General features: G+C 27.4%; 23 protein-coding genes. 4 read left to right on the top strand and 19 right to left on the bottom strand.

Annotated elements, in window-relative coordinates:
- The first annotated feature begins 87 nt into the window (after window positions 1-87).
- Together INR60_RS10565 and INR60_RS10560 are read left to right on the top strand one after the other, a co-directional pair.
- Window positions 88-2,637 carry an ATP-binding protein gene (locus INR60_RS10565; RefSeq protein ID WP_194191497.1) on the top strand — a complete coding sequence of 850 codons (2,550 nt, stop codon included), beginning with the start codon at window positions 88-90 and terminating at the stop codon, window positions 2,635-2,637.
- A gap of 19 nt (window positions 2,638-2,656) precedes the next feature.
- On the top strand, window positions 2,657-3,700 hold the full coding sequence (locus INR60_RS10560; RefSeq protein ID WP_194191496.1) for an HD-GYP domain-containing protein: 1,044 nt from the start codon (window positions 2,657-2,659) through the stop codon (window positions 3,698-3,700).
- A gap of 68 nt (window positions 3,701-3,768) precedes the next feature.
- On the opposite strand, the gene INR60_RS10555 is transcribed toward INR60_RS10560, so the two are convergent.
- From INR60_RS10555 to INR60_RS10515, 9 genes are all read right to left on the bottom strand, one after another.
- Complete coding sequence (locus INR60_RS10555; RefSeq protein ID WP_194191495.1) at window positions 3,769-4,224, bottom strand: arginine repressor; 456 nt, start codon at window positions 4,222-4,224, stop codon at window positions 3,769-3,771.
- A gap of 82 nt (window positions 4,225-4,306) precedes the next feature.
- Entirely contained in the window at window positions 4,307-5,251 is a 945-nt protein-coding gene (gene arcC, locus INR60_RS10550) for a carbamate kinase (protein WP_194191494.1), read from the bottom strand.
- Window positions 5,252-5,299: 48 nt separating this feature from the next.
- Window positions 5,300-6,742: an arginine-ornithine antiporter gene (gene arcD, locus INR60_RS10545; RefSeq protein ID WP_194191493.1), complete on the bottom strand. Its 1,443-nt coding sequence runs from the start codon at window positions 6,740-6,742 to the stop codon at window positions 5,300-5,302.
- Between the two features lie 215 nt (window positions 6,743-6,957).
- Window positions 6,958-7,953 carry an ornithine carbamoyltransferase gene (gene argF / locus INR60_RS10540; RefSeq protein ID WP_194191492.1) on the bottom strand — a complete coding sequence of 332 codons (996 nt, stop codon included), beginning with the start codon at window positions 7,951-7,953 and terminating at the stop codon, window positions 6,958-6,960.
- A gap of 112 nt (window positions 7,954-8,065) precedes the next feature.
- Window positions 8,066-9,304, bottom strand: a complete 1,239-nt coding sequence (gene arcA, locus INR60_RS10535; protein WP_194191491.1) for an arginine deiminase — start codon at window positions 9,302-9,304, stop codon at window positions 8,066-8,068.
- Between the two features lie 472 nt (window positions 9,305-9,776).
- Complete coding sequence (locus INR60_RS10530) at window positions 9,777-11,111, bottom strand: ABC transporter substrate-binding protein (RefSeq protein WP_194191490.1); 1,335 nt, start codon at window positions 11,109-11,111, stop codon at window positions 9,777-9,779.
- Window positions 11,112-11,173: 62 nt separating this feature from the next.
- Window positions 11,174-12,001 carry a carbohydrate ABC transporter permease gene (locus tag INR60_RS10525; protein ID WP_194191489.1) on the bottom strand — a complete coding sequence of 276 codons (828 nt, stop codon included), beginning with the start codon at window positions 11,999-12,001 and terminating at the stop codon, window positions 11,174-11,176.
- A gap of 16 nt (window positions 12,002-12,017) precedes the next feature.
- Window positions 12,018-12,890: a carbohydrate ABC transporter permease gene (locus tag INR60_RS10520; protein WP_194191488.1), complete on the bottom strand. Its 873-nt coding sequence runs from the start codon at window positions 12,888-12,890 to the stop codon at window positions 12,018-12,020.
- A complete protein-coding gene (locus INR60_RS10515) occupies window positions 12,884-13,927 on the bottom strand; it encodes an ABC transporter ATP-binding protein (protein ID WP_194191487.1) in 1,044 nt (347 codons plus the stop codon). Before INR60_RS10515 ends, INR60_RS10520 begins: the two co-directional genes overlap by 7 nt.
- A gap of 345 nt (window positions 13,928-14,272) precedes the next feature.
- Between INR60_RS10515 and INR60_RS10510 the strand changes: the two genes are divergently transcribed.
- Together INR60_RS10510 and INR60_RS10505 are read left to right on the top strand one after the other, a co-directional pair.
- Window positions 14,273-14,704: a hypothetical protein gene (locus INR60_RS10510; RefSeq protein ID WP_194191486.1), complete on the top strand. Its 432-nt coding sequence runs from the start codon at window positions 14,273-14,275 to the stop codon at window positions 14,702-14,704.
- 71 nt (window positions 14,705-14,775) lie between these two features.
- Window positions 14,776-15,315, top strand: coding sequence for a hypothetical protein (locus tag INR60_RS10505; RefSeq protein ID WP_194191485.1), 540 nt, complete (start codon window positions 14,776-14,778; stop codon window positions 15,313-15,315).
- A gap of 28 nt (window positions 15,316-15,343) precedes the next feature.
- Here the strand turns inward: INR60_RS10505 and INR60_RS17635 are convergent, their stop codons facing one another.
- From INR60_RS17635 to INR60_RS10455, 10 genes are all read right to left on the bottom strand, one after another.
- Window positions 15,344-16,432, bottom strand: a complete 1,089-nt coding sequence (locus INR60_RS17635) for a GHKL domain-containing protein (RefSeq protein WP_194191484.1) — start codon at window positions 16,430-16,432, stop codon at window positions 15,344-15,346.
- Between the two features lie 202 nt (window positions 16,433-16,634).
- A complete protein-coding gene (locus INR60_RS10495) occupies window positions 16,635-16,772 on the bottom strand; it encodes a hypothetical protein (protein ID WP_194191483.1) in 138 nt (45 codons plus the stop codon).
- A 54-nt stretch (window positions 16,773-16,826) separates the two neighbouring features.
- Window positions 16,827-17,414, bottom strand: coding sequence for an accessory gene regulator ArgB-like protein (locus tag INR60_RS10490; RefSeq protein ID WP_194191482.1), 588 nt, complete (start codon window positions 17,412-17,414; stop codon window positions 16,827-16,829).
- A 21-nt stretch (window positions 17,415-17,435) separates the two neighbouring features.
- Window positions 17,436-18,158, bottom strand: coding sequence for a LytR/AlgR family response regulator transcription factor (locus tag INR60_RS10485; RefSeq protein WP_194191481.1), 723 nt, complete (start codon window positions 18,156-18,158; stop codon window positions 17,436-17,438).
- Window positions 18,159-18,368: 210 nt separating this feature from the next.
- Window positions 18,369-19,175, bottom strand: coding sequence for a S41 family peptidase (locus INR60_RS10480; RefSeq protein WP_194191480.1), 807 nt, complete (start codon window positions 19,173-19,175; stop codon window positions 18,369-18,371).
- 1 nt (window position 19,176) lies between these two features.
- Window positions 19,177-19,848 carry a hypothetical protein gene (locus INR60_RS10475; RefSeq protein WP_194191479.1) on the bottom strand — a complete coding sequence of 224 codons (672 nt, stop codon included), beginning with the start codon at window positions 19,846-19,848 and terminating at the stop codon, window positions 19,177-19,179.
- A gap of 627 nt (window positions 19,849-20,475) precedes the next feature.
- Window positions 20,476-21,384, bottom strand: a complete 909-nt coding sequence (locus tag INR60_RS10470; RefSeq protein WP_194191478.1) for an ABC transporter ATP-binding protein — start codon at window positions 21,382-21,384, stop codon at window positions 20,476-20,478.
- A 9-nt stretch (window positions 21,385-21,393) separates the two neighbouring features.
- Entirely contained in the window at window positions 21,394-22,458 is a 1,065-nt protein-coding gene (locus tag INR60_RS10465) for an SPASM domain-containing protein (protein WP_194191477.1), read from the bottom strand.
- Window positions 22,442-23,860, bottom strand: coding sequence for a radical SAM protein (locus INR60_RS10460; RefSeq protein WP_194191476.1), 1,419 nt, complete (start codon window positions 23,858-23,860; stop codon window positions 22,442-22,444). The genes INR60_RS10465 and INR60_RS10460 overlap by 17 nt, the downstream gene beginning before the upstream one ends.
- A gap of 56 nt (window positions 23,861-23,916) precedes the next feature.
- Window positions 23,917-24,111, bottom strand: coding sequence for a hypothetical protein (locus INR60_RS10455; protein ID WP_194191475.1), 195 nt, complete (start codon window positions 24,109-24,111; stop codon window positions 23,917-23,919).
- Window positions 24,112-24,255: the final 144 nt, after the last annotated feature.

Raw genomic sequence — 24,255 nt, 5'->3', positions numbered from 1 at the left:
ACTATTAATTAATACTGATTTGCGAACCAATTCGATATATGCTATATTTTATTTAATGAAATTTTTAATTTAATTAAAGGAGAGTTAATGAAAAGTAAAAATAAACTTATAATTTTTTCATCTTTACTTATTATAATTTTTTCTTTTAGTTTTATATCTTATCTTTATACTAAAAACCAATTAGAAACAATTAAAGATAGAAGAAATATTATGAATACATTTTTCAAAGAATACTATTATTTTAAAAATATAACTTTCAAAAACTTTGATAACTACATGTTTGAAAAAAATAAACAACATAAAGATGAATATATAGATGCCTTAAATCTATTTTCTTGTTGGCTAGAAAATCCTTTTGACTATAATTTATTTTCTAAATATGGTCTTTATAGTGAAAATGAATATCTAAAAATTAAAGAATTTAAAAAAGTAGATATAGATGCTTTAAATCTAACTGATGAAGAAAAGCAACAGTGGAATATTATAATTTCAGAAACAAATGACTTTATAAAATATTGCAAAAATATTTTACATGAACAAGACAAAAATAAAAAAACAAGTTACACGAAAAATTTAAGTGTTTTATCAAAAGAAATAAACGATGAGATAAATTTACTTAGCTATAAATACTTAAAACGCTTATCTACTGATGAAGATGCTTTAACTTTTAAAGCATTTTTAGATTTTATTCTTTTAATTATTGTCTCATTAGCTCTTTTGATAATATTATTTTTTGTATTTAAAAATTTAATAACTAGAATATTAACTTATGATAAGAGTGATAAATATTATAAGAGACTTTACGATACTATCTTCAAAAATATGATTATAGGATTAATAATTGAAAATGACAAAAACGATTATGAATTTATAAATAACTCTTTTCTAAACCTACTAACTTATGAAGATTTTTCAGGTAATTTATCTAAAGATAAAGACTTTATAAATGAGATAGTTTTATCTAATTCAGAAGTCTTTGATACTTTATATAATTTAGAATCAACAAAAAACATAAGTCAAAACATAAATTTAGTTATAAATAGTGATAAAAAATTTCTCCGAGTAAATAAATTTGAAATAGAAGATGCAATAGGCAAATCTAAAAAGATATATATTGTAAAAGATGCTACATCTGAAATAGATTTATTAAAAAAAGAAAATTCATTAAAGATCAAACTGAAAAAGTCTGAAATAGAACGTAAAATTAAAGATGACTTAATAGCTAGCGTTTCTCACGAAATAAGAACTCCCCTTAATGCTATTATATCTTTAATTTCATATATGGAAGATACAGAACTATCAAAAACACAAGAGGATTACATAAAAAAAATTGAAGGATCATCTAAAATACTTCTTGGAATAATAAATAACATTCTAGACTTTTCAAAAATTAATAACAAAGGTATTGAACTTATAAAAGATACTTTTAATTTTAATACACTAGTTTCTAATATAAATAGTATGTTCAAAGATCAAATGGCTCTTAAAGGAATTTCTTTTGGAGTTCAAAACGATATTGACCACTCCGTATTTGTTATAGGCGATAACATACGTTTAGCACAAGTATTAATAAACTTAATTGGTAATTCCCTTAAGTTTACAAGTAAAGGCTTTGTTTATCTTACCATTTTAAAAGAGGAAGAATCTTTTGATAATATAAAAATTAAATTTTTAGTTGAAGATTCAGGTAAGGGAATTAAAAAAGAAAATCTAAATAAGTTATTCCTGCCTTTTGAACAGTTTGATAAAGAATGGAAAGTTTTTGGAACAGGATTAGGGCTGCCTATAAGTAAAGAAATAGTTTCCTCTATGGGTGGAAATATATCAGTAGAAAGTAATTATGGATATGGAAGTAAATTCTCATTTTCAATAAACTTTCCTAAATCTTTTAGTAAACTAAAAAATTTAGGAACTTTAGACTTAGAACAGATAGATTTAACAAATTTCAAGGTTTTAATAGTTGATGATAATGAAATAAATGTAGAGATTTTAGAAATACTCCTTAGTAAAATTAATTGTAATTATAAGTATGCCTATAATGGTATAGATGCAATTAGTCTTTGTAAAAATGAGTATTTTGACTTAATACTTATGGATATACAAATGCCTAAATTAAACGGGTATGAAGCATCTAAAATTATAAAAACTGACTGTTATAAAAACACAAAGATAGTTGCGCTAACGGCAACAATCGTAACTAATGAAATAAAAAACTCAAACTCTAAATATATAGATGACTTTTTAATAAAACCCCTTGATTTAGATAAACTAAAAAAAGTCATTTTAAAAGTATCTAAAACTAGTGTGGGCAAACCTAAAACAACGCTTAATAAAAACATCGATTACGAAAACATAATGAATAGATTTGATGGTAACTTAGAATTATATAAAAAGTTAGTTTTAAAAATGAAAAATAAATATGCAAACTCTTTCAATGAACTTACCTCATATCTTGAAAAAGCAGATTTTGAAAATGCCCTTATACTTGTGCACACCTTAAAAGGGGTCGCACTTAATTTAGGGATGAACGATATTAAAGATATTTGCAGCAAACTTGAAATAGATTTTAAAAATTCTACCATAAACAAACGAAATTTAGATAAATTCAACTATTTATTAAAAGAAATATTAAGCTAGTTATAACTGGAGGTATTTTATGAACAACCTAGATAAAACAATATTAATAATTGATGATAGCATTATAGATTCTGAATTGTTATATGAAGGCTTAAAAGAGGACTATAATATTATTGTTTCAAACTCATCTAACGAAGCCATACTTCTTTTAGAAGAGTTTACGCCTGATTTAATTTTACTTGATATAGTTATGCCAAAAATAAATGGTTTCGATCTTTTTTTAAAAATCAAAGAATCTAATAAATCAAAGACCATACCAACTATATTTCTAAGTAGCTCTGAGGATATAGAAGATAAGGTTAAAGCTTTTGAAATGGGTGCAAGTGATTACTTAACTAAACCTTATAACCTTAGAGAAATAAAACTTAGAGTTGAAAAACACTTAAAAGATTTTTCTTATATTTCTAAGATTAAAAGAAAGATAAGCACTCAAAACAATAATATGGTTGAAATATATGAGCAGCTTTTTGATAATTTTATAAGCCTAATTTTCTTTCGAGATAAAGAAACTGCAAATCATTTAGTTAGAACTGAAAAATACATGCATACTTTAATAAAAGCATATAAAAAATATTATGGTGCTAATTACTTAGACGAAAATAAAATATCTAAGGCCTCTATACTTCATGATATAGGCAAAATAGCAATCCCAGATTCAATACTTCAAAAGCCTGGAAAACTTACAGAGTCTGAGTTTGAAACTATGAAAAAACATACAACTGTTGGTAACGAGATACTTAATTTTAGTAATGATATATTCATACTAGACACATTTAAATATGCAAGAGATATAGCTTATTACCACCACGAAAAATGGGGTGGTTTTGGTTATCCTGAAGGATTAATAGGTGAAGAAATCCCGTTAGTTGCAAGGCTAATGGCTGTAGTAGATGTATATGATGCTTTAGTTAGTAAACGCTGCTACAAGGATTCATTATCCCATGATGAAGTTATGAAATATATTTTTAAAAATGAAAATAATCAATTTGATCCTAGTATTTTAGCAGTGCTAGATAAAATACATCTCAATTTTAAAGAAATATCAATTAAATTTGCAGATTAACTACTATTAAAAAAAGAAAAGCAAGTGATAAAAATCACTTGCTTTTCTTTTTGGTTGTTCTTAATATATCATAATCTTAAAGAATTTAACTCTTTAAATATTTGTTTGGCGGCGCTTACTCCTCTACATAATACTAGGATGTTATTATTACTTGCAACTGTTCCTGCAATCCTTCTATCCCCTAGTCTATCTATAAGTTCTCCAACTACATCAGCCATACCACTTAAAGTATTAACTGATATAAAGTACTCTTGAACAAATATGCTCACAACAGCATCTTTAAAGATTTTTTGACATCTCTTAGTCACATCTTCATCTGTTACAATTATGTATTTATGTTCTTTATTTTCAAGGCTCTTTCTAACTATGTTCATTTCGCGTAAATCTCTTGATAAAGTGGCTTGTGTAATATTTATGCCACGAGACCTTAATTCTATTACTAATTCTTCTTGTTTACCTATACATTTGTTTTCTATTATATCTAATATCGCTTCTCTTCTTAAAGATTTATTTGAATTTCCCATAAATTCTCTCCTTTATCCCATAGCTTTGCTTTATATGTGCTAGCTCACTAAAAACCCATATCGTGAGCTAGCACTAAATAATTTATCTAACTATTTTAGTTCCTGATTCACCAGTTAAAGCGCCTTTTGCTTTACTTAGTGATGCTATAATAGCCATCTTATTATCTCCACTTAAAACAAACTTTTTACAAGCTTCTACTTTAGGTAGCATGCTTCCAGGAGCAAATTGTCCTTCTTCTATATATTTATCAACTTCTTCTATGTTTATAACTTCTAAAGCTTTTTGATCTGGTTTATTGAAGTTAACGCAAACTCTATCTACTGCTGTTAATACAAGTAATGCATCTGCATCTAAAATTTCTGCAAGCTTTTCAGCTGCGAAATCTTTATCTATAACAGCTGGAACTCCAATTAAACTATCTCCTTCTTCTATTACAGGGATTCCACCGCCTCCGCAAGCGATTACAACGAATCCATTATCGACCATAGTTTTTATAGCATCTTTTTCTATTATATCAACAGGTTTTGGTGAAGCTACCACTCTTCTATATCCTCTACCTGCATCTTCTTTCATTACATAATGTTTTTCTTTTTCTAGATTTTCTGCTTCTTCTTTAGAATAGAATGAACCTATTGGTTTTGTAGGATTTTTAAATCCTGCATCATTTTTATCAACAACTACTTGAGTCACTATAGTATCTGCTGATTTTTTAATTCCTCTTTTTATAAGCTCTTCTCTAATTGAGTTTTGAAGATGATATCCTATATACCCTTGTGAAAATGCACCAACTACATCAAATGGGAATAATGGATTACTTTTATCTGTTTGGTGTGCTAACTCTACGCTAGCTAAGATTTGTCCAACTTGTGGTCCATTTCCATGAACTATAGAAACTTGATGACCTGCTTCTATTAAATCAACTACTGATATAGCAGTTTCCTTACAAGTTTGTAATTGTCCCTCTGCACTTTTATCTTTTGAATCTCTTTGTAATGCGTTTCCGCCTAAAGCTAATACTATTTTCATTAGCGTTTCCTCCTTTATATTTCTCACCTTTTATATTAATTTCTTATTTTAAATTGTTATTGTACCATTTGCTAATAATACTATAGCAATAATTGCAACTACTACAATTACAATAGCTATACCTTTTTCTTTTCCAACAAAAACTTTTGCGTTTGGATCTTTTGCATTTTGTTTTTTACCAATGTAGAAGAATATGATACCTACTGCATATAATATGAAACAAAGTAGTAAGTATTTTAATCCTGCTGCGTAGCATAACCAAATTGCATATACTGTTGCGATTCCTCCGCATATTTTGTCTCTAGTTCTTCCTTGTGGATTTTTATCATAAGTCTCACCTGATAAAGCAAGCTTTAATCCATACATAGCACTTAATAAATATGGAACTAGTATTGCTGTACTTGCAACTGAGTATAGTGCTTGATAAGTACTACTAGCTACTAATGTAAGTATTAAGAATACCTGTACTAAAAGGTTAGTTATGATTAATGAACCGCTTGGTGTTCCTTTTTTATTTACTTTTGCAAATACTTTAGGTAAAACACCATCTTTTGCTGCAACATATGGAATTTCTGCTGCAAGTAGTGACCATCCTAGTAATGATCCGAATAATGAAATTATTAATCCTGCATTTATTAAAACTGCTCCCCATTTACCAACTGCAAATTCTAATACGTATGCCATTGATGGATTATCTAATCCAGCAAGCTTTACTCTATCCATTACTCCAAGTGCCATAAGAGATATTAACATATAAATTAATAATGTTCCTATAAGTCCTACAACTGTTGCTTTACCAACATCACTTTGTTTTTTAGCTCTTCCTGAAACAACTACAGCACCTTCAATACCTATAAAGCACCATAATGTTACTAGCATTGTACTCTTAGCTTGTTCTAAAATACTTCCTAAGTCTGGAGTTCCCCAGAAATCAAATGTAAATTTATCAAAGTTAAAAGCAAATAATGCAACTACTATAAATACTAAAATAGGAACTAATTTAGCTACAGTAGTTATAAGGTTTACAAGAGCTGCTCCGCTTACACCATTTAAAATTAATAATGTAAATAACCATACTAAAATTGATGCACCTATAATTGCGGCTGTGTTGTTACCTTCTCCAAATACTGGAGCGAAATATCCTATTGCACCAAATAATAATACTGAATACGAAACGTTTCCTATCCAAGCACTTAACCAATAACCCCATGCTGAGTTAAAACCTATGTATTCACCAAAACCTGCTTTAGCATAACTATATACACCACCTGTAAGTTCCGGTTTTCTATTTGCTAATGATTGATATACAAATGCTAATGCAATCATACCAATACCTGTTATAATCCACCCAATGATTACTGCTCCTGTACCTGCTCCTCTAGCCATATCTGATGGTAAGTTAAATGCTCCTCCACCAATCATTGACCCAACTATTAAAGCTGCTAATTGAGCAAAACCTAAATTTCTTTCTTCTCCGCTGTGTTCTGACATCTCAATCACTCCCTTTTATCTTAGTTAAAAAATGGTTTTTTATCAATAATTTTTTCATTTTTTTAGTAATAACTAATGATAAATTTAATTTATACTCTTTATTTTTGGTAAATGTATACATAGTTAAAGTTAAATAAGGGGAAAACTCATATTAAATTTAGAGAGTTTAACCTTGAGCCTTCCCCTTAAATGATTTTTACTATTTTAAAAATCTATTATTTACCAGCAGTAGCAACCATTACAGCTTTGATTGTGTGCATTCTATTTTCAGCTTCATCAAATACTACTGAGTTTTTGCTTCTGAAAACTTCATCTTCAACTTCTCTTATATCAAGTCCTAATCTATTCATCATATCTTTGCATACTTCAGTATCTTCATCATGGTATGATGGTAAGCAGTGCATGAATAAAGTTTTACTGTTTCCAGTTTTATTCATCATTTCTTTAGTTACTTTGTATGGAGTTAATAATTTAACTCTTTCAGGATATAAGCTTTCATCTTCTCCCATTGATACCCAGATATCAGTGTAGATTACGTCTGCACCTTTAACTGCTTCATCAACGTTATCAGTAAATTCAATTATTGCTCCTGTTCTTTTTGAGTATTCTTGCATTTCTTTCATGATTTCTTCGTCTGGCTCTAAGCTTTTAGGTCCAAGTGCTACGAAGTGCATTCCCATTTTAGCTGCACCATACATTAATGCATAGCTCATATTATTTCTTGTATCACCTGTGAATACTAATTTGATATCACTAAGTGGTTTGTGCGCATGTTCTTCTATTGTTAAGAAGTCAGCTAATATTTGAGTTGGATGGTCTGCATCTGTTAATCCATTCCATACTGGAACCCCTGCATATTTTGCAAGCTCTTCAACTGTTGATTGAGCATATCCTCTAAATTCAATACCGTCATACATTCTTCCTAGAACTTTTGCAGTATCTTCTATTGATTCTTTTTTACCCATTTGTGAGTTAGTTAAGAATGTTACGTGAGCTCCTTCTTCAGCTGCTCCACATTCAAAAGCACATCTTGTTCTAGTTGAAGTTTTTTCAAATAATAAAACTACATTTTTACCTTTTAAGCTATCACCTAAGATACCTGCTCTTTTTTTAGATTTTAAATCGTGTGAAAGATCTAATAAATATCTTATCTCCTCTGGTGTGAAATCCTTTAATGTTAAGAAACTTCTTCCTTTTAAATTTACTGCCATTTTTAATTCCTCCTACTGGTTAAATAATTTTACGATACATTTTTGCTATTTTTTGAAAGTTAATTTACATATTACTTATGGTTTTCTTATATTTATGTTATTTAATTTAAAATTATAATTCTTCTCTTACTAGAGGCATAGACATACATCTTGGGCCCCCTCTACCTCTTGATAATTCTGATGATGGAATTACGTGAAGTTTGATTCCTTGTTTTTCTAATATTCCGTTAGTTACGTAGTTTCTTGAGTAAACTACAACTTCCCCTGGTGCTATTGCAAGAGTGTTTGAACCATCGTTCCATTGTTCTCTAGCTGCGATGATTTCATCTCCGCCACCACATTTGATTAATGTGATTTCTCTTCCAAGGTATTTAGTTAAGATGTTTTCTAAAGTATCTACTTCTTTAGTAGTTATTATTTCACCTTCGTTTTTAGGATCTTTAGTTAATGCAAATACATTTAAAGGTCCTACGATTCCTGGGTGAACAGTGAACTTATCAAAGTCAACTTGAGTAAATACTGTATCTAAGTGCATAAATGCTCTTGTTGATGGTATTTGGAAAGCTAATACTGTTTTAAATGTAGTATCTGGATTATTTAATAATCTCTTAGCTAACTTTTCAACTGAAGCTGAGTCAGTTCTTTGTGAAATACCAACTGCTAAAGTTTCTTTAGAAAGTATTAATTCATCTCCACCTTCTATTGAAGTACTTTCATCTCTGTTAAACCAGAATGGAACTTCTTTATCTTTGAATCTTGGATGATGTCCGAAGATGTATTTAGCAAAGATTGTTTCTCTATTTCTAGTTTCTGTTCTCATATGGTTTAATGTAATACCGTGTCCAATTGTTGCAAATGGATCTCTTGTAAAATAAAGATTTGGCATTGGATCACATACGAATGGGTATGTATTATTTACTTGATCGTATAATGATTCTCTTTGGTAATCTTTGATTTCTTCTTTTCTTACCCCTGCCATCATTTTGTCGATCATTTCTTTATCTTCGAAGCTGTTGAAGTATTTAGTAAGTGCACCCTTTAAACTTTCACTTTCTACTCCAGCTTCATCTATGAATTCACTTATGAATTGTTGTTTTACTTTAGGATCAGTAGCAACAGCTTCAGCTGCTAATACTTCTAAGTAAAGTACTTCTACTCCAGCATCTCTTAAAGTTTGTGCAAAAGCATCATGTTCTTCTCTTGCTACCTTTAAGTATGGAATATCATCAAATAATAATCTGTCTAATAAGTCTGGTGTAAGGTTTTCTATCTCTTCACCAGGTCTGTGTAATAGAACTGTTCTTAATCTTCCTATTTCAGAAGTTACGTTTAAAGCTCTGTTTTCTTTCATAATTCTTCCCTCCACTTTTATCCTAGCTTTGTTTGTTGTAGGTGGTTTGTCCTCCCTACAACTATGTTATACACCCTCTAAAAAACGATTACAAACCAATATTTGTAAATTTATGAATAGGATTTTTCACTTTTATTCATAATAGTATTATATTATGAGAAAAGCGCTTATTGATATTTGCTTTCATATATGGATATAACTAGGAATACCTATATTTTGTATAAATTGAATATATATTGTATAAAACTAGAATAAAGTTTTTATAATTATTTTTTAAAAATCTTTTATTCATTTTACTTTTTTAGATTGTATTAACAAAGTTTAAATTACAGCCTTTTTTAGTTTCATTTTCTTAATAATTTAAGTATTTACATCTTTATATTACCCAATTATTTAAAAATACATAATTTAAACATAAAAAAAAACTGAGTTATTTTTATAAATAACTCAGTTTTTATATTATAATTATAAATTATTTTCTACCGATTGATGTTTGAACAGCTGATTGTAGTTGTGATATAAAATCATCTACAGTCTTTATTCCACCTGTTACGAAGGCATCATATTTCTCTTGTACTGCTTTTCTTGCTGATTGAGCATTATTAACAGCTGGAGTATAGTATGAATACTCTAGTGATTCTTCTGCAACTGGATATAATGTTCCGTATAAAGATTTTTTATTAGCTCTAGCATCTTTAACAATCTTAGTTTCTGCTGAAGATCTTCTAACTGGTAAGTATCCAGTTTCTACAGCAAATTTCGCACTGTTTTCTTTGTTTGTTATGAATTTTATAAATTCATATGCTGCATACTTTTGTTCTGGAGTTGTGTTATTTGTTACAAACACAGATGCTCCCTGTTGTATAACAGATTTTTTCTTTCCTTCAAATACAGGAACTTGAACTACACCAATATCAAACTTACCATTAGTTTTAATGTGTGATGCACCTGCTGTAGATCCTTGATACATTAAAATCTTTTGGTTTGAGAATGATGGAGATAAGAATTTGTCTTCACCTGGTATTCTAAATGCACCAGATTCATTCTCTTTTTTGAAGTAATCCATAAATGTTTTAACCCAATCGTTATCAACGTTTATAGTACCATTTAACTCAACAAAATCTTTACCATCCATCTTTAATGATGAAATAAATGCATTTGAACTACTATCAAATCCAAATCCTGCGATTCCTAATTTATCGTGTGCTTTTTTAGCTATTTCAGCTAATTTATCGAATGTTAAGTTTTCTAGATCTTTCATTGAGTATCCAAGCTTTTCTAAAAGAGTTTTGTTTACATAAACAACCTCTGTAGACTTACTTAAAGGCATACCATATTGTTTTCCATCCCATTGTTTAACTTCGTCAATAAATGAAGGTATAAAATCTTTTTCGATTTCTTCTTTCATTCCAACTTTAGGATCGTTAATGTAGTCTGATAAATCAAATAATTTACCTTGGTCTATTAAACCTGTAGCTAAATCTGGATACACGTTTATTATAGCTGGTAATGAATTTGATTGTGATGCTGTAACAACTTTCTTATTTAAGTCTTGGATTCCTCCTTGGCCTACAGCTTTAACAGTAATTTGTTTACCATTAGTTTTGTTGAACTCATCTACAAGCCCATCAAATACTTCTTGTTGCTTTCCTGTCATGTAGTGCCACATTTCTATTGTAACTGGCTTATTAATCTCAGTTACAAGAGCTTCTTTAGGCTTGTCATTTGCATCTTTGCTCCCACATCCAACAAAAATAGATGCTGTCATCGCAGTTAAAACTGCTAATGCTAGAAACTTCTTTTTCATCTTCTTGTTCCCCCTGAACTTTTATTGTATTTGTGTTTTTTTATTATAAAAAATTTATAATCTTAACCCTTAACTCCACCTACTGAAATACCATTTATTATCTTCTTGTGTAAGAATACATAAATTATTACTATAGGCATTGTTATTATTGTTGATGCTGCCATTAATAACTCATATTGACTTCCTGCTTCTGATTGGAACGCTGTAAGTCCATTTGCAAGAACTCTCATATTTTCGTTATTAGTAACAAGTAGAGGCCATAGGAATGCATTCCATGAGTTTATACCAACTAATATACAAATTGTAATTATAGCTGGTTTTGCTATTGGAACTGCGATTTTCCATAAGAATTTCCAATCTGATGCTCCATCTATCTTTGCTGAATAGTAAAGTTGATGAGGTATCTTTAAGAAGAATTCTCTTAGCATATAAATATATAAAACGTTAGCCATATAAGGCACAAATAACGCTTGATAAGAATCTATCCAACCAAGTTCTGAAATAGTTCTAAAGTTTGTTACTATTAAAACTTCTCCAGGTATCATCATTGAAGCTAAGAAAAGTGAGAATATTAAATCTCTTCCCTTAAATTCAAGATGTGAAAATGCAAATGCAGATAATATTGCAACTATTACAGTACTTACTATACTAAGTGCAGTTACTATAATTGTATTTATAAAATATCTACCAAATGGCGCCATACTAAATGCTGTTTCAAAGTTACTCCACATTGCTTTATGTGGAACCATTGTTGGAGGTGTTTGAATAACCTCAAATCCTGATTTTAATGCTGATGCTATCATCCAATAAAATGGGAATAATGTTACTACTGCAAATATAGTTAAAAATATATACTTAAATGCAGCTTTATAATTATTTTTCTTTATCATCTTAAGCTTCCCCTTCCTAATAGTGTACTTTGTTACGTGCAATAGTTCTTTGAACTAATGTAACTGTAAGTATGATTATTAGTAATACTACTGATGCAGCAAACGCAAGCGGGAAGTCTTGGTCTCCGTAGAATCTATCGATTATGTACTGAACAACTGTTGAAACTGCTCCGTTTAAATCTCTTCCACCAAAAAGAACATATACTTCTGTATAAACCTTGAAGGCTGCAATTAAGCTGATGATGTACGTATAAAGTATCATAGGTGATACTAATTTAACTGTAATTTTTCTAAATATAGTACTATCAGAAGCTTGGTCTATTTTAGCTGCTTGATAGTATTGTGGATTTATAGTAGCTATACCAGTTGTTAATATTAGCGTGTTAAAGGCAAGTGATTTCCAGACAGCAAATATAATAAGTGCTGGCATCGCCCATTTTGGATCACTTAACCACTGTATAGGTTCTACTCCAAAAAATCCTAGTAAGTGGTTTACAATACCGTACTCACCGTTAAATAACCATGACCAAACTACACCTATTGCAACTAATGAAGTTACATAAGGTAAGAAATAAACACTTTGGAATATTCCTCTAACTCTTTCGTTTTTAATATTTACTAATGAATTAGCTAATACTAATGAAAGCGTTACTGATATAAGTGGCACTATAGCAGCATATACTACAGTATTTAATAATGCTCTTAAAAATCTTGTATCCTTGAATAACGCTTCGTATGTTCCAAATCCAAATACAAACCCTTGTGATTTAGTTTCATCGAAACTAAATATTAAAGTGTTTATTATCGGATATAAAACGAAAATCCCAAGAATAATTATAGCTGGTAGTAAGTATACATATCCTTTAACATTCTTAAGCTTCTTTAACATTTCTTAATGAACGCCTCACTTTCAGAATCAAATACATAGCTCTTACCTTTTTTCGGCATGATTGAAAGTTTTTGACCTTCTTCTGCCTCGAAGTCTTTTTGAACTAACATCTTATAAGTCTTATCGCCATGTTCTAATGTTAATAGTATTTCTCTTCCTAATATCTCTACCGCTTTTACTGTTGTTTCTAGTCCGTTTTCTGAAGGTTCTAAGTCCTCAGCTCTAACCCCTAAATCTATAACAGTTTTATCTTCTGGTAATCCATCTATTTCTACTGAACCTATCATACCTTTACCATTTTTAACTTCAACACTTATAAAGTTCATTTCTGGACTTCCTATAAATGATGCAGCAAACTTAGTTTTTGGGTTCATGTACATTTCCTTTGGTCCTGAGATTTGTTCTATTCTTCCGTAGTTCATAAGAATAACTTCATCTGAAATACTTAAAGCTTCTTCTTGGTCATGTGTAACGAAGATAGCAGTAACTCCAGTTTCTTTTTGTATTCTTCTTATCTCTTGTCTAGTTTCAACTCTTAACTTTGTATCTAAGTTTGAAAGTGGCTCATCTAATAAAAGAATTTCTGGTTTTTTAGCTAACGCTCTAGCTATTGCAACCCTTTGTTGTTGCCCTCCTGATAATTGTGCTGGTTTTCTGTCTAGTAGTTGATCGATTTTTACTATTTTAGCAACCTCTACAACTCTCTCTTCAGCCTTCTTCTTGTCCCACTTTAAATTATCTAAAGGGAATTTTATGTTTTCTCTAACTGTCATGTGTGGATATAGAGCATAGTTTTGGAAAACTAAGCCAATACCTAGTTCTTGTGGTTCTAAGCCCGTAACGTCTCTATCTCCAAAAATAATTTTCCCACTCTTAGGCTTGTGGATTCCTGAAATAGTGAAAAGTGTAGTCGATTTCCCTGAACCCGATGGTCCTAGTAAAGAAACTAACTTTCCCTTTGGGATATCAACAGTTACATTATCGATAGCTTTAAAGTCACCGAACTGTACTACTAAATTTTCTAGTCTTATTCCCATATATAACGCCTCCTTGGTTTTTTTAAACAACATATTGTGTCTTTATGTAGTCTTTTAAACATTCAATATACATTTTAATGTAACAAAATATACACTGTCAATCAATTTATAGGTTATTATGAGGTTTTTTCTGAATTGTTCATAAATTATCGTAAATTTATCCTTAATTCCATTAATCTGTCAATATTTAAGGCATATTTATGGAAATTAATCAATATTTCTCATTTTATTTAAATTAAACATCAATTTAATACCATTTTATCTAAATAATTAGTTATTTTTTGATTTTATGTAGACCTTTTTGAACTTATACATTATTCTATAAACGAAGGTGGTGTTTGCTAAATGAACAATTTAATTAGCGATTTAGAGATTGATTTAATAAACATAAACATCTTAGATATAGATGAAGAACTTTTAATAAAACTTAAAGAAAAAGATAAAATTACAAAGGATAAATTTTACTTTTATTTATTAGATAGAATTATAGAAGCAGAAAATTCTAAAGATACAGAAAAAATTTCTTATAGTTACTATTTAATGAGTTATTATTTGTTTTTAATTTATACCCCTTTTTTATACGAGGAGTTATCATATAAATATGCGTATAGAGCTTATACTCTATCTGAAGATTTCAAATATAAAGAGTGGATGTTATTTTTTACTACTATAGAAAAGAAACTTTTAGAATCTAAATTAGCTTTAAAAATTGCAAATGATATTTTAAATGATGACCCTATGCACCAAATTGCAAATATGGTTATATTAATGAACTAATTGTCTTTATTTTGTAATTTCTTAAGATAAAAAGGAGTATACACTTAAATAATAAGGAGGTGTATCGGGATTTGAAGAAAATTCTAACTACAATCTCTATGGTATTTGGAGTATTATTTTTAGTCAGTTGCTCTTTAGTCTCTCCAGCTAGTAATAACGATAAAAGCTCTAATGAGACTCTTGAAACTGATGAATACAAGTTTAAAAGCAGTAATGCTTATCTTGCCGCACTAGCTATAGATGCAGCTTGGGACCTTGATAAAGACCTAAATAAAAATCTACAGTATGTAAGTGTAGATACTGACACATTTATGGATTTTTCAAAAGATGACACTGCTGAACTTTTTAACTATATTAGTAAAAAGTATAATGTTACTCCACTTGATATGAATATGGACGAACTTGAAGAAGCTGGATACGTAAAGAACGGTGAATTTGTAAATGGCATAGTTTATGATGTTTCAAGCTATAAGGAATACTCTAAAAATTCTGTTTCCTTTAGAGGAAGAAAGAGGCGTTCTAATCTCGGGGCAATAGGTTTTACCTTTGAAGCTATAAAGGTTAAAGAAAAATGGGTTGTAATAAAATCCTCAGTAAATTGGGTTTATTAAAAAGACGCTAGAAATTTCTAGCGTCTTTTTAATATATATTTATTATTTGTGTAAAATAATTTTCATCTATTCTAGTATCTAAAATTATATTTCTTTGTTTATTTGCTATATCCTTTAAAATTTTTAATCCTAATCCACTGTTGTTATTTTTAGTAGAGTATCCTTCTTTAAAAATCAGATTTATATTCGGTTTTTCTCCATTATATGAATTTTTTACAATAATAACTTTGACATTGTTATTACTAACTAAAGCAACATTTATTATTTTGTCATTACTTAACTCAGCAGCTTCTATCGCATTATCCAAAAGTATACCAATTATTCTACAAAGTTCTAAAGTCTGCATATTTATATTATTTATTTTTTCAACAACCTCTAGATTTACATCTATACCTCTTTCTAATGCTTGCAATAACTTTATATTTATAATACCTTTAATTTCAGTATTTTCTATATTATTTATAGTTGCCAACTTTAAACTATTCACTTCTAGAACTTTGCTTGCTTTTAAAATTGACGTATTAAAATAATTTTCCAATCCAGTAAGGTCTTTTTCATCTATATATCCTCCAATGGATGAAATTATGTTTAAGTGATCATGCTTGAATTTTCTAAATTCAGTGTATGCTAATTCAACATCATATATATATCTTTTTAAGTTTTCTAACTCTCCATCTCTCTCATCCAAAATTTTATTACTATATGTAGCTTTTACACACACAATTAATATTAAAAATACTATACTAGCAAAAGTAATTATCATTACAGGATATCTTTTTAATATCTCATCGATGTCTTTAGTAAAATATAAATTATAAATTACTAAACAGCAGAATATTGAAAATATTACTATAATTATATTACTATAAATATTGTTTTTTTCATAATTAATTTCACTTAATTCAAAACCTCTAAATACTAGAATACTAATGAAAATCACAATAGTTCCTAGTATTATATACGATAAAACTATTCCTATATAATTGGAAAATAAAGAATCTGTAATTTCTAAATAATCAAATAAACTTGTAGTTATATAAGATGCTATTATTTGTATTGCTATGCTTATCAAGCAAATAAAAAAGCTTTTCTTGTACATATTTACATTTTTTTTCACAAATAGAAATGATGTAAAGAAAATAATTAACACGCCTAAAAAAGGATTTAATATATATCCTATAGCACTCAAAAAAAATGTTATACAGAAAAATATTGAAATTTGCTTAGTTTTGAAGGTAAATGCCTTGGTAAAGTATATTGATATATATATATATATAGTTGAAAAAAAGCCTGAAAGAGTTATTTCAGTTAACCCCAAATTATTTTTTTTCTTTCTTATTTAATTCGATTTCATATCCAAACCAAAATGGCGAGTATGCAGTTCCTGTTATATTTGATTTATTTTCAGCTATCTCTAAAATTTTATTAGAAATTCTTTTTACTAATAAGTTCTTCATAATTATCCCCCTTATAATTTATTATTATTTTATTCTATTATATTTTATCATATTTTACAAAATTTTCAAATTAATTTTTTCACATATTGGGATTATTGATAAAACAGCTAAACAAACCCCTCCTACTATAAATGTTTTATATATATTTATATCCAGTATTGCAATACATACAAATATTAAATTAACATTCCTTAATGTTGCTATTTTCAATTTCCTCCTTTCTAAACCGGTATTTATAGGATTTATATTTGTATCCCTAGGTGCATATTTAAAAACAAAGTAATTTATAATAATATAAATCGTAAAATAAGTTATTTTTTCTAAAATTATAACCTTAGATATCATTACTACAATCTGCATTAAAAAAATAGTGTAAATAGAACATTTTAAACTTGTCTTGGCATGAATTCCACCAGCACTTTTTCTAACTAATGCGAAAGAAAAAAATACACAAAGTGTTTCTTTCAATGTACCGAACAATATAGATATTATTAATAATTGAATTAATTTGCTTATATTTATAACCATTACCTGAATTCCAATTAAAATTTTATCTTTAGAATATTTATCTGTATTATCTGTATTACTTATCAAAACTTCATAAATCTTATATGATATTTCTTTTGAATTTAAAGAAATCATTTATCCATCACCACTTAAACATTATTTATTTAATAATTTTTTCAGTCCCCTGTACGATATCAAACATTCATCTCCATTTATAATACTTAGCACTCGCTTCTTTTTATTAATTTCCTTAATTTTATCCTTATTTACAATAAAAGAGGTATGACATCTACAAAAATTAGAATTTCTAAGTTTTTCATCAATTTCTTTCATTTTACCATAAAATTCAATATTTCTATTATCTAGGTGTATTATCACCTTATGAATACTATTAGATGTCTCAAAATATAGTATTTCATTTAGTTTAATGTTTAAGCCGCTAGTTCTACTATCAACTTTAAATATTCCACTTGATTCATCTTTTGTTAGAATTTTTTCATTTGCATATTTCAAACAAGATTCGATTTTATTAGCTATATCACCGTAATTATCCTTTATTATGTAATCTAAAGCTTCTAATTTATATTCAAAAGTCAATGGTGCCATTTCTGAATGCGTTGTAATAAAAATAATTGAGCACTCTTTATCATATTTTCTAATCTTTTCTGCTAATTCAATTCCATTAATTCGAGAATTTAAATCAACGTCTAATAAGTATAAACAATTATTTTTTTTATTAAGTTCCTTCAGAACACATTCAGGATCATCTGTGCTTAACTTTACTCTCATATCTAAGTCCTTTGATACAATTATTCTATCTATAATTTTCTCAAGTTTGATTCTTTGAATATGGTCATCCTCACAAATTATAATATCCATATCTCCTCCATCTAATAAATCTTATATAGAAGCAACTCTATTTAAAGCTGCTTCTATTATTTAAAATTATATTTTTAAATAATTTTGCAAAATAAGCAATTGATATTAATATCAAAATTTTTTCAGAAACCTCTGAAAAAAAATTAAATATAAATACATCAAGCAAACATACTACTACTATTACTTTTATTATAACTTCTACAAATTTTTTTATAGTACTTCTCCTCCTAAATAACATTGAACATATTTATAATAATCATCTATAGATTTTAGCGATTCACTTTCCTCTCTAGATTTATTAATTTCTTTAATATTCTTTCCATTTACGTACCATTCAAAAGTTGTCATATATAATATCATTTTTTCTTTTCTGTATTTAATTATGCTTTGACCGATTCCTTTTCCTGCTGTTTTGTTCCCAATTAGCAATACCTTATCTTTCAGGTTCTCTTTCATTGAATATGCAAATATTTCTGCACTACTTATTGTATTTTCACCAATAAATATAAAAATATCATCAAAAACTTGTGCTTCATAACCCCCATTATAAATTACATATTTATTTTTATATCTTAATTTAAAAAGCTCATTTTTATTTATAAAAAATCTTAATAAATTAGAACAAGCTTCAACACTTCCCCCACAATTATTTCTAAGATCTAATATTAATTTAGTATATTTTGTTTCTTTTAATTTTTGACGTATTTTATTAACTATCTCGTTGTTGAACTCAGTGAAGTAAATATATAATATGTTACTATATTTTACATCATAATACAAATATTCCCTTTTATTGTTTATATTATATATCTTCATATAGTTAGTTTTTTTAATAATTGTTGAATGTTTATCATAACAAAATTTTGTAATGAAATTTTTTAAATTATCATAATTTGCATTTTTTATAAGATTATCTCTATCTTCAACATATCCATAATAGTCTCTATTAAAAAATAAAGCCTCATCTTCTATTAATCCTATTATTTCTTTTATATTTCTAATTTTCCTACTAAACATACTATTCACTAATTACAGTGTTTTGATTATCATAAGAAGTAATAAATTCTTCTGCGTTTATAATCAATTCTTCTGCGTTCCCTGCCTTAAAATATAAAGTACCAAGAATAATTAGTAAAATAGATATTATAAAGTAACCTATTAAATTTATATTTATTAAGTAGTTTGCATAGAATAAAAATGCAAACGGGCTTACAAAATTAATTAAAGCAAAAACAGAAGCTAAATATTGATTACCCTTACTATAATTCTTCCAATGTATAGTCGACATTAATATCAACCCTAGTGATAATAAAATTGAGATAAGATTCATTATAATCGCCTTAAATGTTATTATACTGAAACTTGATGTTAATATTAATAAGCCTACCAGTATTAGTTCACAATAAACTACTGATATCGTTACAATTATTGTTGCATTTATTGTCCATATCCTTTTTAATGTGAGTGGAGTTCCTAAAATCACTTCTGAATAAAGTAAATCTTCTATATTAAAAAGTAATATTGCTCCTATTGAAACAGAAATATACGGCATAAATCCAACTATCAAGTTAATATCTATTCCTTTCACATAATATATAAACTGTAATAGTATTGGTAATAATATACTAATAACCAATTTTATTTTTTGATTTTTCATAGCTTTAATTTTTTTCCATAAAATAGCATTCATTATTTCAAACTCCTTTTAAACAAAATTTCATTATTAAAATTCTTATATAAGTATATATTTATACTTATATTAACTGCAGACATTATAATTAATATCAAAATTTGCATCTTCATAGTACTATCAATTACATAAGTAATATTCAAAATGAAAAAATATATTATTTCTATTACAAAAATTAAGTACTTATTTAAGAACCTGATAGCAATACTACTTAATAAATTTATCAAAGTTATACAAAATATAATGATTAGTAAAACACCAAAAATATATTTATCTTCTTGTAATATATTTATATTAATAAAAAACTCCTCTACAATTAATATCAAAGAAGCAGTTATACTTGATTTTATTAAAATATATATACTTTTACTTTTAATATATTTATTTATTGAAATTGGTAAAGCAAATATGATTTCTAAATTTCTAATATCTTCTTTATTCAAAATAGAATCCACTATATATAAAATCGAAGAAAAAAATAATATATTGCATATAACTATATACTTATCAACAAATATATCTTTGTTGATATATATAAAAATCAATATTATTAAACTATTTAATAATATTGATTTTATATTTTTCCTTTTATTTAAGAACTCCCTCCAAATAAATGCACATTCAAAATCAAACATTGCTCATTACTTCCTTATAAATATCCTCTAAACTTGACTTAATTTTATCACAATATACAATATCTTCTTTATCAATTATTTCATATAAGTCTAACTCTTTATTATTAATTTCTATTTCTATTAAATCACCATTTTTTAATACAGATATATCATTCTTATACTTAGTCATCTCTTCATATTTTTCAGGAGCAGTTAACTTTAATTTATATCTATTTTTTGAGTATTTTTCTATTATTTTTTGTGTGCTTCCAAATTCTAATATAGATCCATCTTTAATAAAAGCTATTTTTGATGCTATCCTTTCTACTTCATCTAGATTATGAGAATTAATAAAAATAGTACGGTTTTCTTTCGATAATTTTTCTATTATCTCTCTTACTGCAAATTTCCCTTCTAAATCTAATCCTCTAAGTGGTTCATCTAATATTATAAGTTCTGGATTATTGACTAAAGCTCTTGCTATGCAAAGTCTTTGTTTCATTCCTCTAGAAAAGAAATTGATTTTTTTATTCTTATTTTCACTCAACGAAACTAAATCTATAAGTTTTTCCAACTCCTTTTTTCTTTTCTCTGGATTATAATTTTTATTATAAATTCTATGAAAAAATTCTAGATTTTCTATAGCTGTTAAATCTTTAAATAACCCTATATTATCAAGTAAAAAGCCAATCTTTGTTTTTATATATTCATTCTTTTTATCACCTATATCTATATCATCAATAAATACTTTCCCACTATCCTTATTATATATGTTTAATAATATTCTGATTAAAGTAGTCTTTCCCGAACCATTAGGCCCCACTAAGGCAAATACTTCCCCTTCATCTATTTTTAAATTGATATTATTTAATACATTTATGTTATCAAAAGACTTACATACTCCCTCAATTAAAATATTCATTCCTTCCTCCTAAACAAGACAATTTTCTTCTTGATTCGAAAATCTACATTTATTACATGCATATTTAAATTCACAAGAACTACATTTCGGATATTCTTCTTTGTTTAATATGTTAATATTCCAATAATCTTTTTCAATGCCCTTTATAATATCATGCATTTTATTTTCAAATACATTGTATAACTTCTTCTTATAATTACCCATACAAGGTATAACATTACCATTAGCATCTATTGTAATCTTATTATTTAAACATATATCACTCATTCTTTTATCAAAATACCTATCTAGATTAACAGGAATAAGATTTTTAGTTGAAAAACTATTTTTGTCGCTATCTACTTTTTGGATCATCCAGTTAGGATTTAGATCTTTAACTCCAGAAAGTAATGATTTATTAGATGCAAATATTCTTACATTTTTAAACATCCTATAATTCTTAATTGTTTTATCTAATTCATGTTTATTAGATATAAATATGTTTAGCCTTATTAAACTATCTTTTATATTAATTGATTCTCCTCCGACTATACATGTTTCTATATTTATATTTTTAAATGTGATGAATTCAATTAATTCGTTGATAAAAGTAACCTTCCTTAAATCCCCGCCTGTTAAAATTATTGATTTAACTCCATAAAAACTTATTTTATTTATAATATTTTTACATTGCTCTAATGTTAAACAGTTAGTTTTATCTTCGCTTTTAACGCATAAAGGGCAAAATATTTCATTACAAAGATTACAATTATTTTCGCAAGCATTTGTTATTTGTAATGTTGCTAGCGTTACATTTGGTGCCTCTTTCCAAAATTTATTCAAATTAAAAATATTATATTTTCTTAACTTATCATGAAAAACCTTTTTATCATGATAATCACCCCAGCCAATTTTTTCCAAATTATCAAACAATTTAGATTTTTGAATTTCTAAGTTATTCTCTGCCATTAACAACTTTTCTGTATTTTCTTTATCTAGGTGTATAAAATTAGTATCAATTAGGTTGTAGACAACTGATTTTTCGTCTCCAAGTTCTAAATATACTTCTGGTTTTAGTCTAAAATACATTTTCATTTCTAGTACCTGCCTTTTTATATATTTCCTTGTAATAGTTTACAGTGATATCTTCAAGTGCCATTGGTGAGTCTTCTAATATGTCTATCGTCAGTTTTAGCATCTCTTTGGCATCATAAATTTTATCTTTACAATAAGATTTTTCAATCTCAAACACATCCTGTTTACCTACTTGTGCATAACATATATTGCATAATCTTGAAACATTGCAGCTTGTACAGTTCTTCTTGCATATTTCCGTATTATACTTCTTTATAATTTCAGATACTTTTTTAAAATCAATTCCACTATCTACATTACCTATTGAAAAGTTAGGATTAATTTTTTCACACATATGAACTTTACCATCATTTGTAATATATAATTTTTCACCTGGGACGCAACAAGCAGTTTTAGGTATAAACCAAGGTTTTTGTTCTGCCATTATTGGATGCAAGTAAAATTCTGCTACCATTATGCCAACAAACGCATATAAAAAACTATTCTTTTTTAATGTACCTTCTTTTAATTCTTTTTTATATTTTTCTATTATTTTATTCATATTTTTCTCAAATAATAAAATATCCTGTTCGTTAAATTGCTTATAATAAGTAGTACTATTTGTTTCTATAGGCGCAAGCTTAGAAACAAATAATTGATTTTCATCAAAGAACTTTTCTAACTTAAGAAAATTAGTTTTCATATCATAGCATGCACTAACTGCAACCATATCATAATCAGGATACTTCTCTTTAAGATTTTTATAATTCTTCATAATTTGATCATGACTACCTTCTCCGTTTAGTCTAACTCTATTTCTGTCATGATTCTCTTTATCTCCATCTATACTTAAAGTTATTGCAAATTTATTTTCTACTAAAAAATCAATTATTTCATCATTTAATAATAATCCATTAGTTGTTATGTTATATATAATTTCATATTTATCGCTATACCTGTCATTAGTATAGTTAACTAATTGTCTTAAAACCTCAAAATTCAATAATGGCTCACCACCATAAAACCCAATTGATGCTTTTTTATTTGGATGCCTTTTATAAATCAAATCAAAATTTTTAAAATAGTAGTCTAGTGCTTTTCTTCCAGTTTCAAAACTTAACTTACAGTCTCTATACGTCTCTGTAAATTCATAATGTTCTGAATATATACAATATTTACATCTTAAGTTACATTGTGATGTCATTTCTAATAATATTTGATTAAAGCCATTACCTTTTGAGTATATATAATCTTCGATTGTTTCCTGCGTTAATTTTTCTATTTCTTCAAATTTTATTTCTTTACTTGTATTATTATAATAGTCATATTTTGATATATCATTAGCACTTTCAAGAAAGACTAATCCAGTATTATCATCATAAACATAGTTATTATTATTTTTACTTAATATTTTAATTCCCATATCCCTCACCCTTTTTCCAAGGTATATATAGCCTAAAACTATATATACCTATTAAATTAACTTCTTCCTACACCACTAGCAATAGCCACAGCTGCTGTAACAGCTTTTACTGCTGCAGTTGCAGTAACTGCTTGTCCTGCTATTGGAACAACACACGCTAGACACCCAGCACATGCTAAACATGCTGCACATACAGCACACCCCCAACATACTGCCGATTCTTCTCTCTCTTTAACATTAAATAACTCCATATTGACCCCTCCATTTATTTTTTAGAAGTATACCTCAGTACCAATATAACAGCTTAACTTAATAATTTACCGATTTTGATAAAAATCGTATACTTAAAAGTAAAAATTGATAGTTATAATGAAAATTATTAATTTTAGATAAGA

The sequence above is a fragment of the Clostridium chrysemydis genome (assembly GCF_015234215.1).
Taxonomy (GTDB): domain Bacteria; phylum Bacillota; class Clostridia; order Clostridiales; family Clostridiaceae; genus Clostridium; species Clostridium chrysemydis.
The sequence above is the reverse complement of the archived record's forward strand: the minus strand, read 5'-3'. Positions and strand labels throughout refer to the sequence as shown.

Excerpts from the sequence above, each read along its gene's own strand:
- INR60_RS10485 (WP_194191481.1), bottom strand. The coding sequence starts at position 18,158 with ATGGATATTATAATTTGTGAGGATGACCATATTCAAAGAATCAAACTT.
- arcD (WP_194191493.1), bottom strand. The coding sequence starts at position 6,742 with ATGTCAGAACACAGCGGAGAAGAAAGAAATTTAGGTTTTGCTCAATTA.
- INR60_RS10555 (WP_194191495.1), bottom strand. The coding sequence starts at position 4,224 with ATGGGAAATTCAAATAAATCTTTAAGAAGAGAAGCGATATTAGATATA.
- INR60_RS10530 (WP_194191490.1), bottom strand. The coding sequence starts at position 11,111 with ATGAAAAAGAAGTTTCTAGCATTAGCAGTTTTAACTGCGATGACAGCA.
- arcC (WP_194191494.1), bottom strand. The coding sequence starts at position 5,251 with ATGAAAATAGTATTAGCTTTAGGCGGAAACGCATTACAAAGAGATTCA.
- INR60_RS10475 (WP_194191479.1), bottom strand. The coding sequence starts at position 19,848 with ATGAATGCTATTTTATGGAAAAAAATTAAAGCTATGAAAAATCAAAAA.
- INR60_RS10470 (WP_194191478.1), bottom strand. The coding sequence starts at position 21,384 with ATGAATATTTTAATTGAGGGAGTATGTAAGTCTTTTGATAACATAAAT.
- INR60_RS10510 (WP_194191486.1), top strand. The coding sequence starts at position 14,273 with ATGAACAATTTAATTAGCGATTTAGAGATTGATTTAATAAACATAAAC.
- arcA (WP_194191491.1), bottom strand. The coding sequence starts at position 9,304 with ATGAAAGAAAACAGAGCTTTAAACGTAACTTCTGAAATAGGAAGATTA.
- INR60_RS10495 (WP_194191483.1), bottom strand. The coding sequence starts at position 16,772 with ATGAAGAACTTATTAGTAAAAAGAATTTCTAATAAAATTTTAGAGATA.
- INR60_RS10565 (WP_194191497.1), top strand. The coding sequence starts at position 88 with ATGAAAAGTAAAAATAAACTTATAATTTTTTCATCTTTACTTATTATA.
- INR60_RS10525 (WP_194191489.1), bottom strand. The coding sequence starts at position 12,001 with ATGATAAAGAAAAATAATTATAAAGCTGCATTTAAGTATATATTTTTA.
- INR60_RS10515 (WP_194191487.1), bottom strand. The coding sequence starts at position 13,927 with ATGGGAATAAGACTAGAAAATTTAGTAGTACAGTTCGGTGACTTTAAA.
- INR60_RS10520 (WP_194191488.1), bottom strand. The coding sequence starts at position 12,890 with ATGTTAAAGAAGCTTAAGAATGTTAAAGGATATGTATACTTACTACCA.
- INR60_RS10465 (WP_194191477.1), bottom strand. The coding sequence starts at position 22,458 with ATGAAAATGTATTTTAGACTAAAACCAGAAGTATATTTAGAACTTGGA.
- INR60_RS10455 (WP_194191475.1), bottom strand. The coding sequence starts at position 24,111 with ATGGAGTTATTTAATGTTAAAGAGAGAGAAGAATCGGCAGTATGTTGG.
- INR60_RS10560 (WP_194191496.1), top strand. The coding sequence starts at position 2,657 with ATGAACAACCTAGATAAAACAATATTAATAATTGATGATAGCATTATA.
- INR60_RS10490 (WP_194191482.1), bottom strand. The coding sequence starts at position 17,414 with ATGATTTCTTTAAATTCAAAAGAAATATCATATAAGATTTATGAAGTT.
- INR60_RS10460 (WP_194191476.1), bottom strand. The coding sequence starts at position 23,860 with ATGGGAATTAAAATATTAAGTAAAAATAATAATAACTATGTTTATGAT.
- argF (WP_194191492.1), bottom strand. The coding sequence starts at position 7,953 with ATGGCAGTAAATTTAAAAGGAAGAAGTTTCTTAACATTAAAGGATTTC.
- INR60_RS10480 (WP_194191480.1), bottom strand. The coding sequence starts at position 19,175 with ATGTTTAGTAGGAAAATTAGAAATATAAAAGAAATAATAGGATTAATA.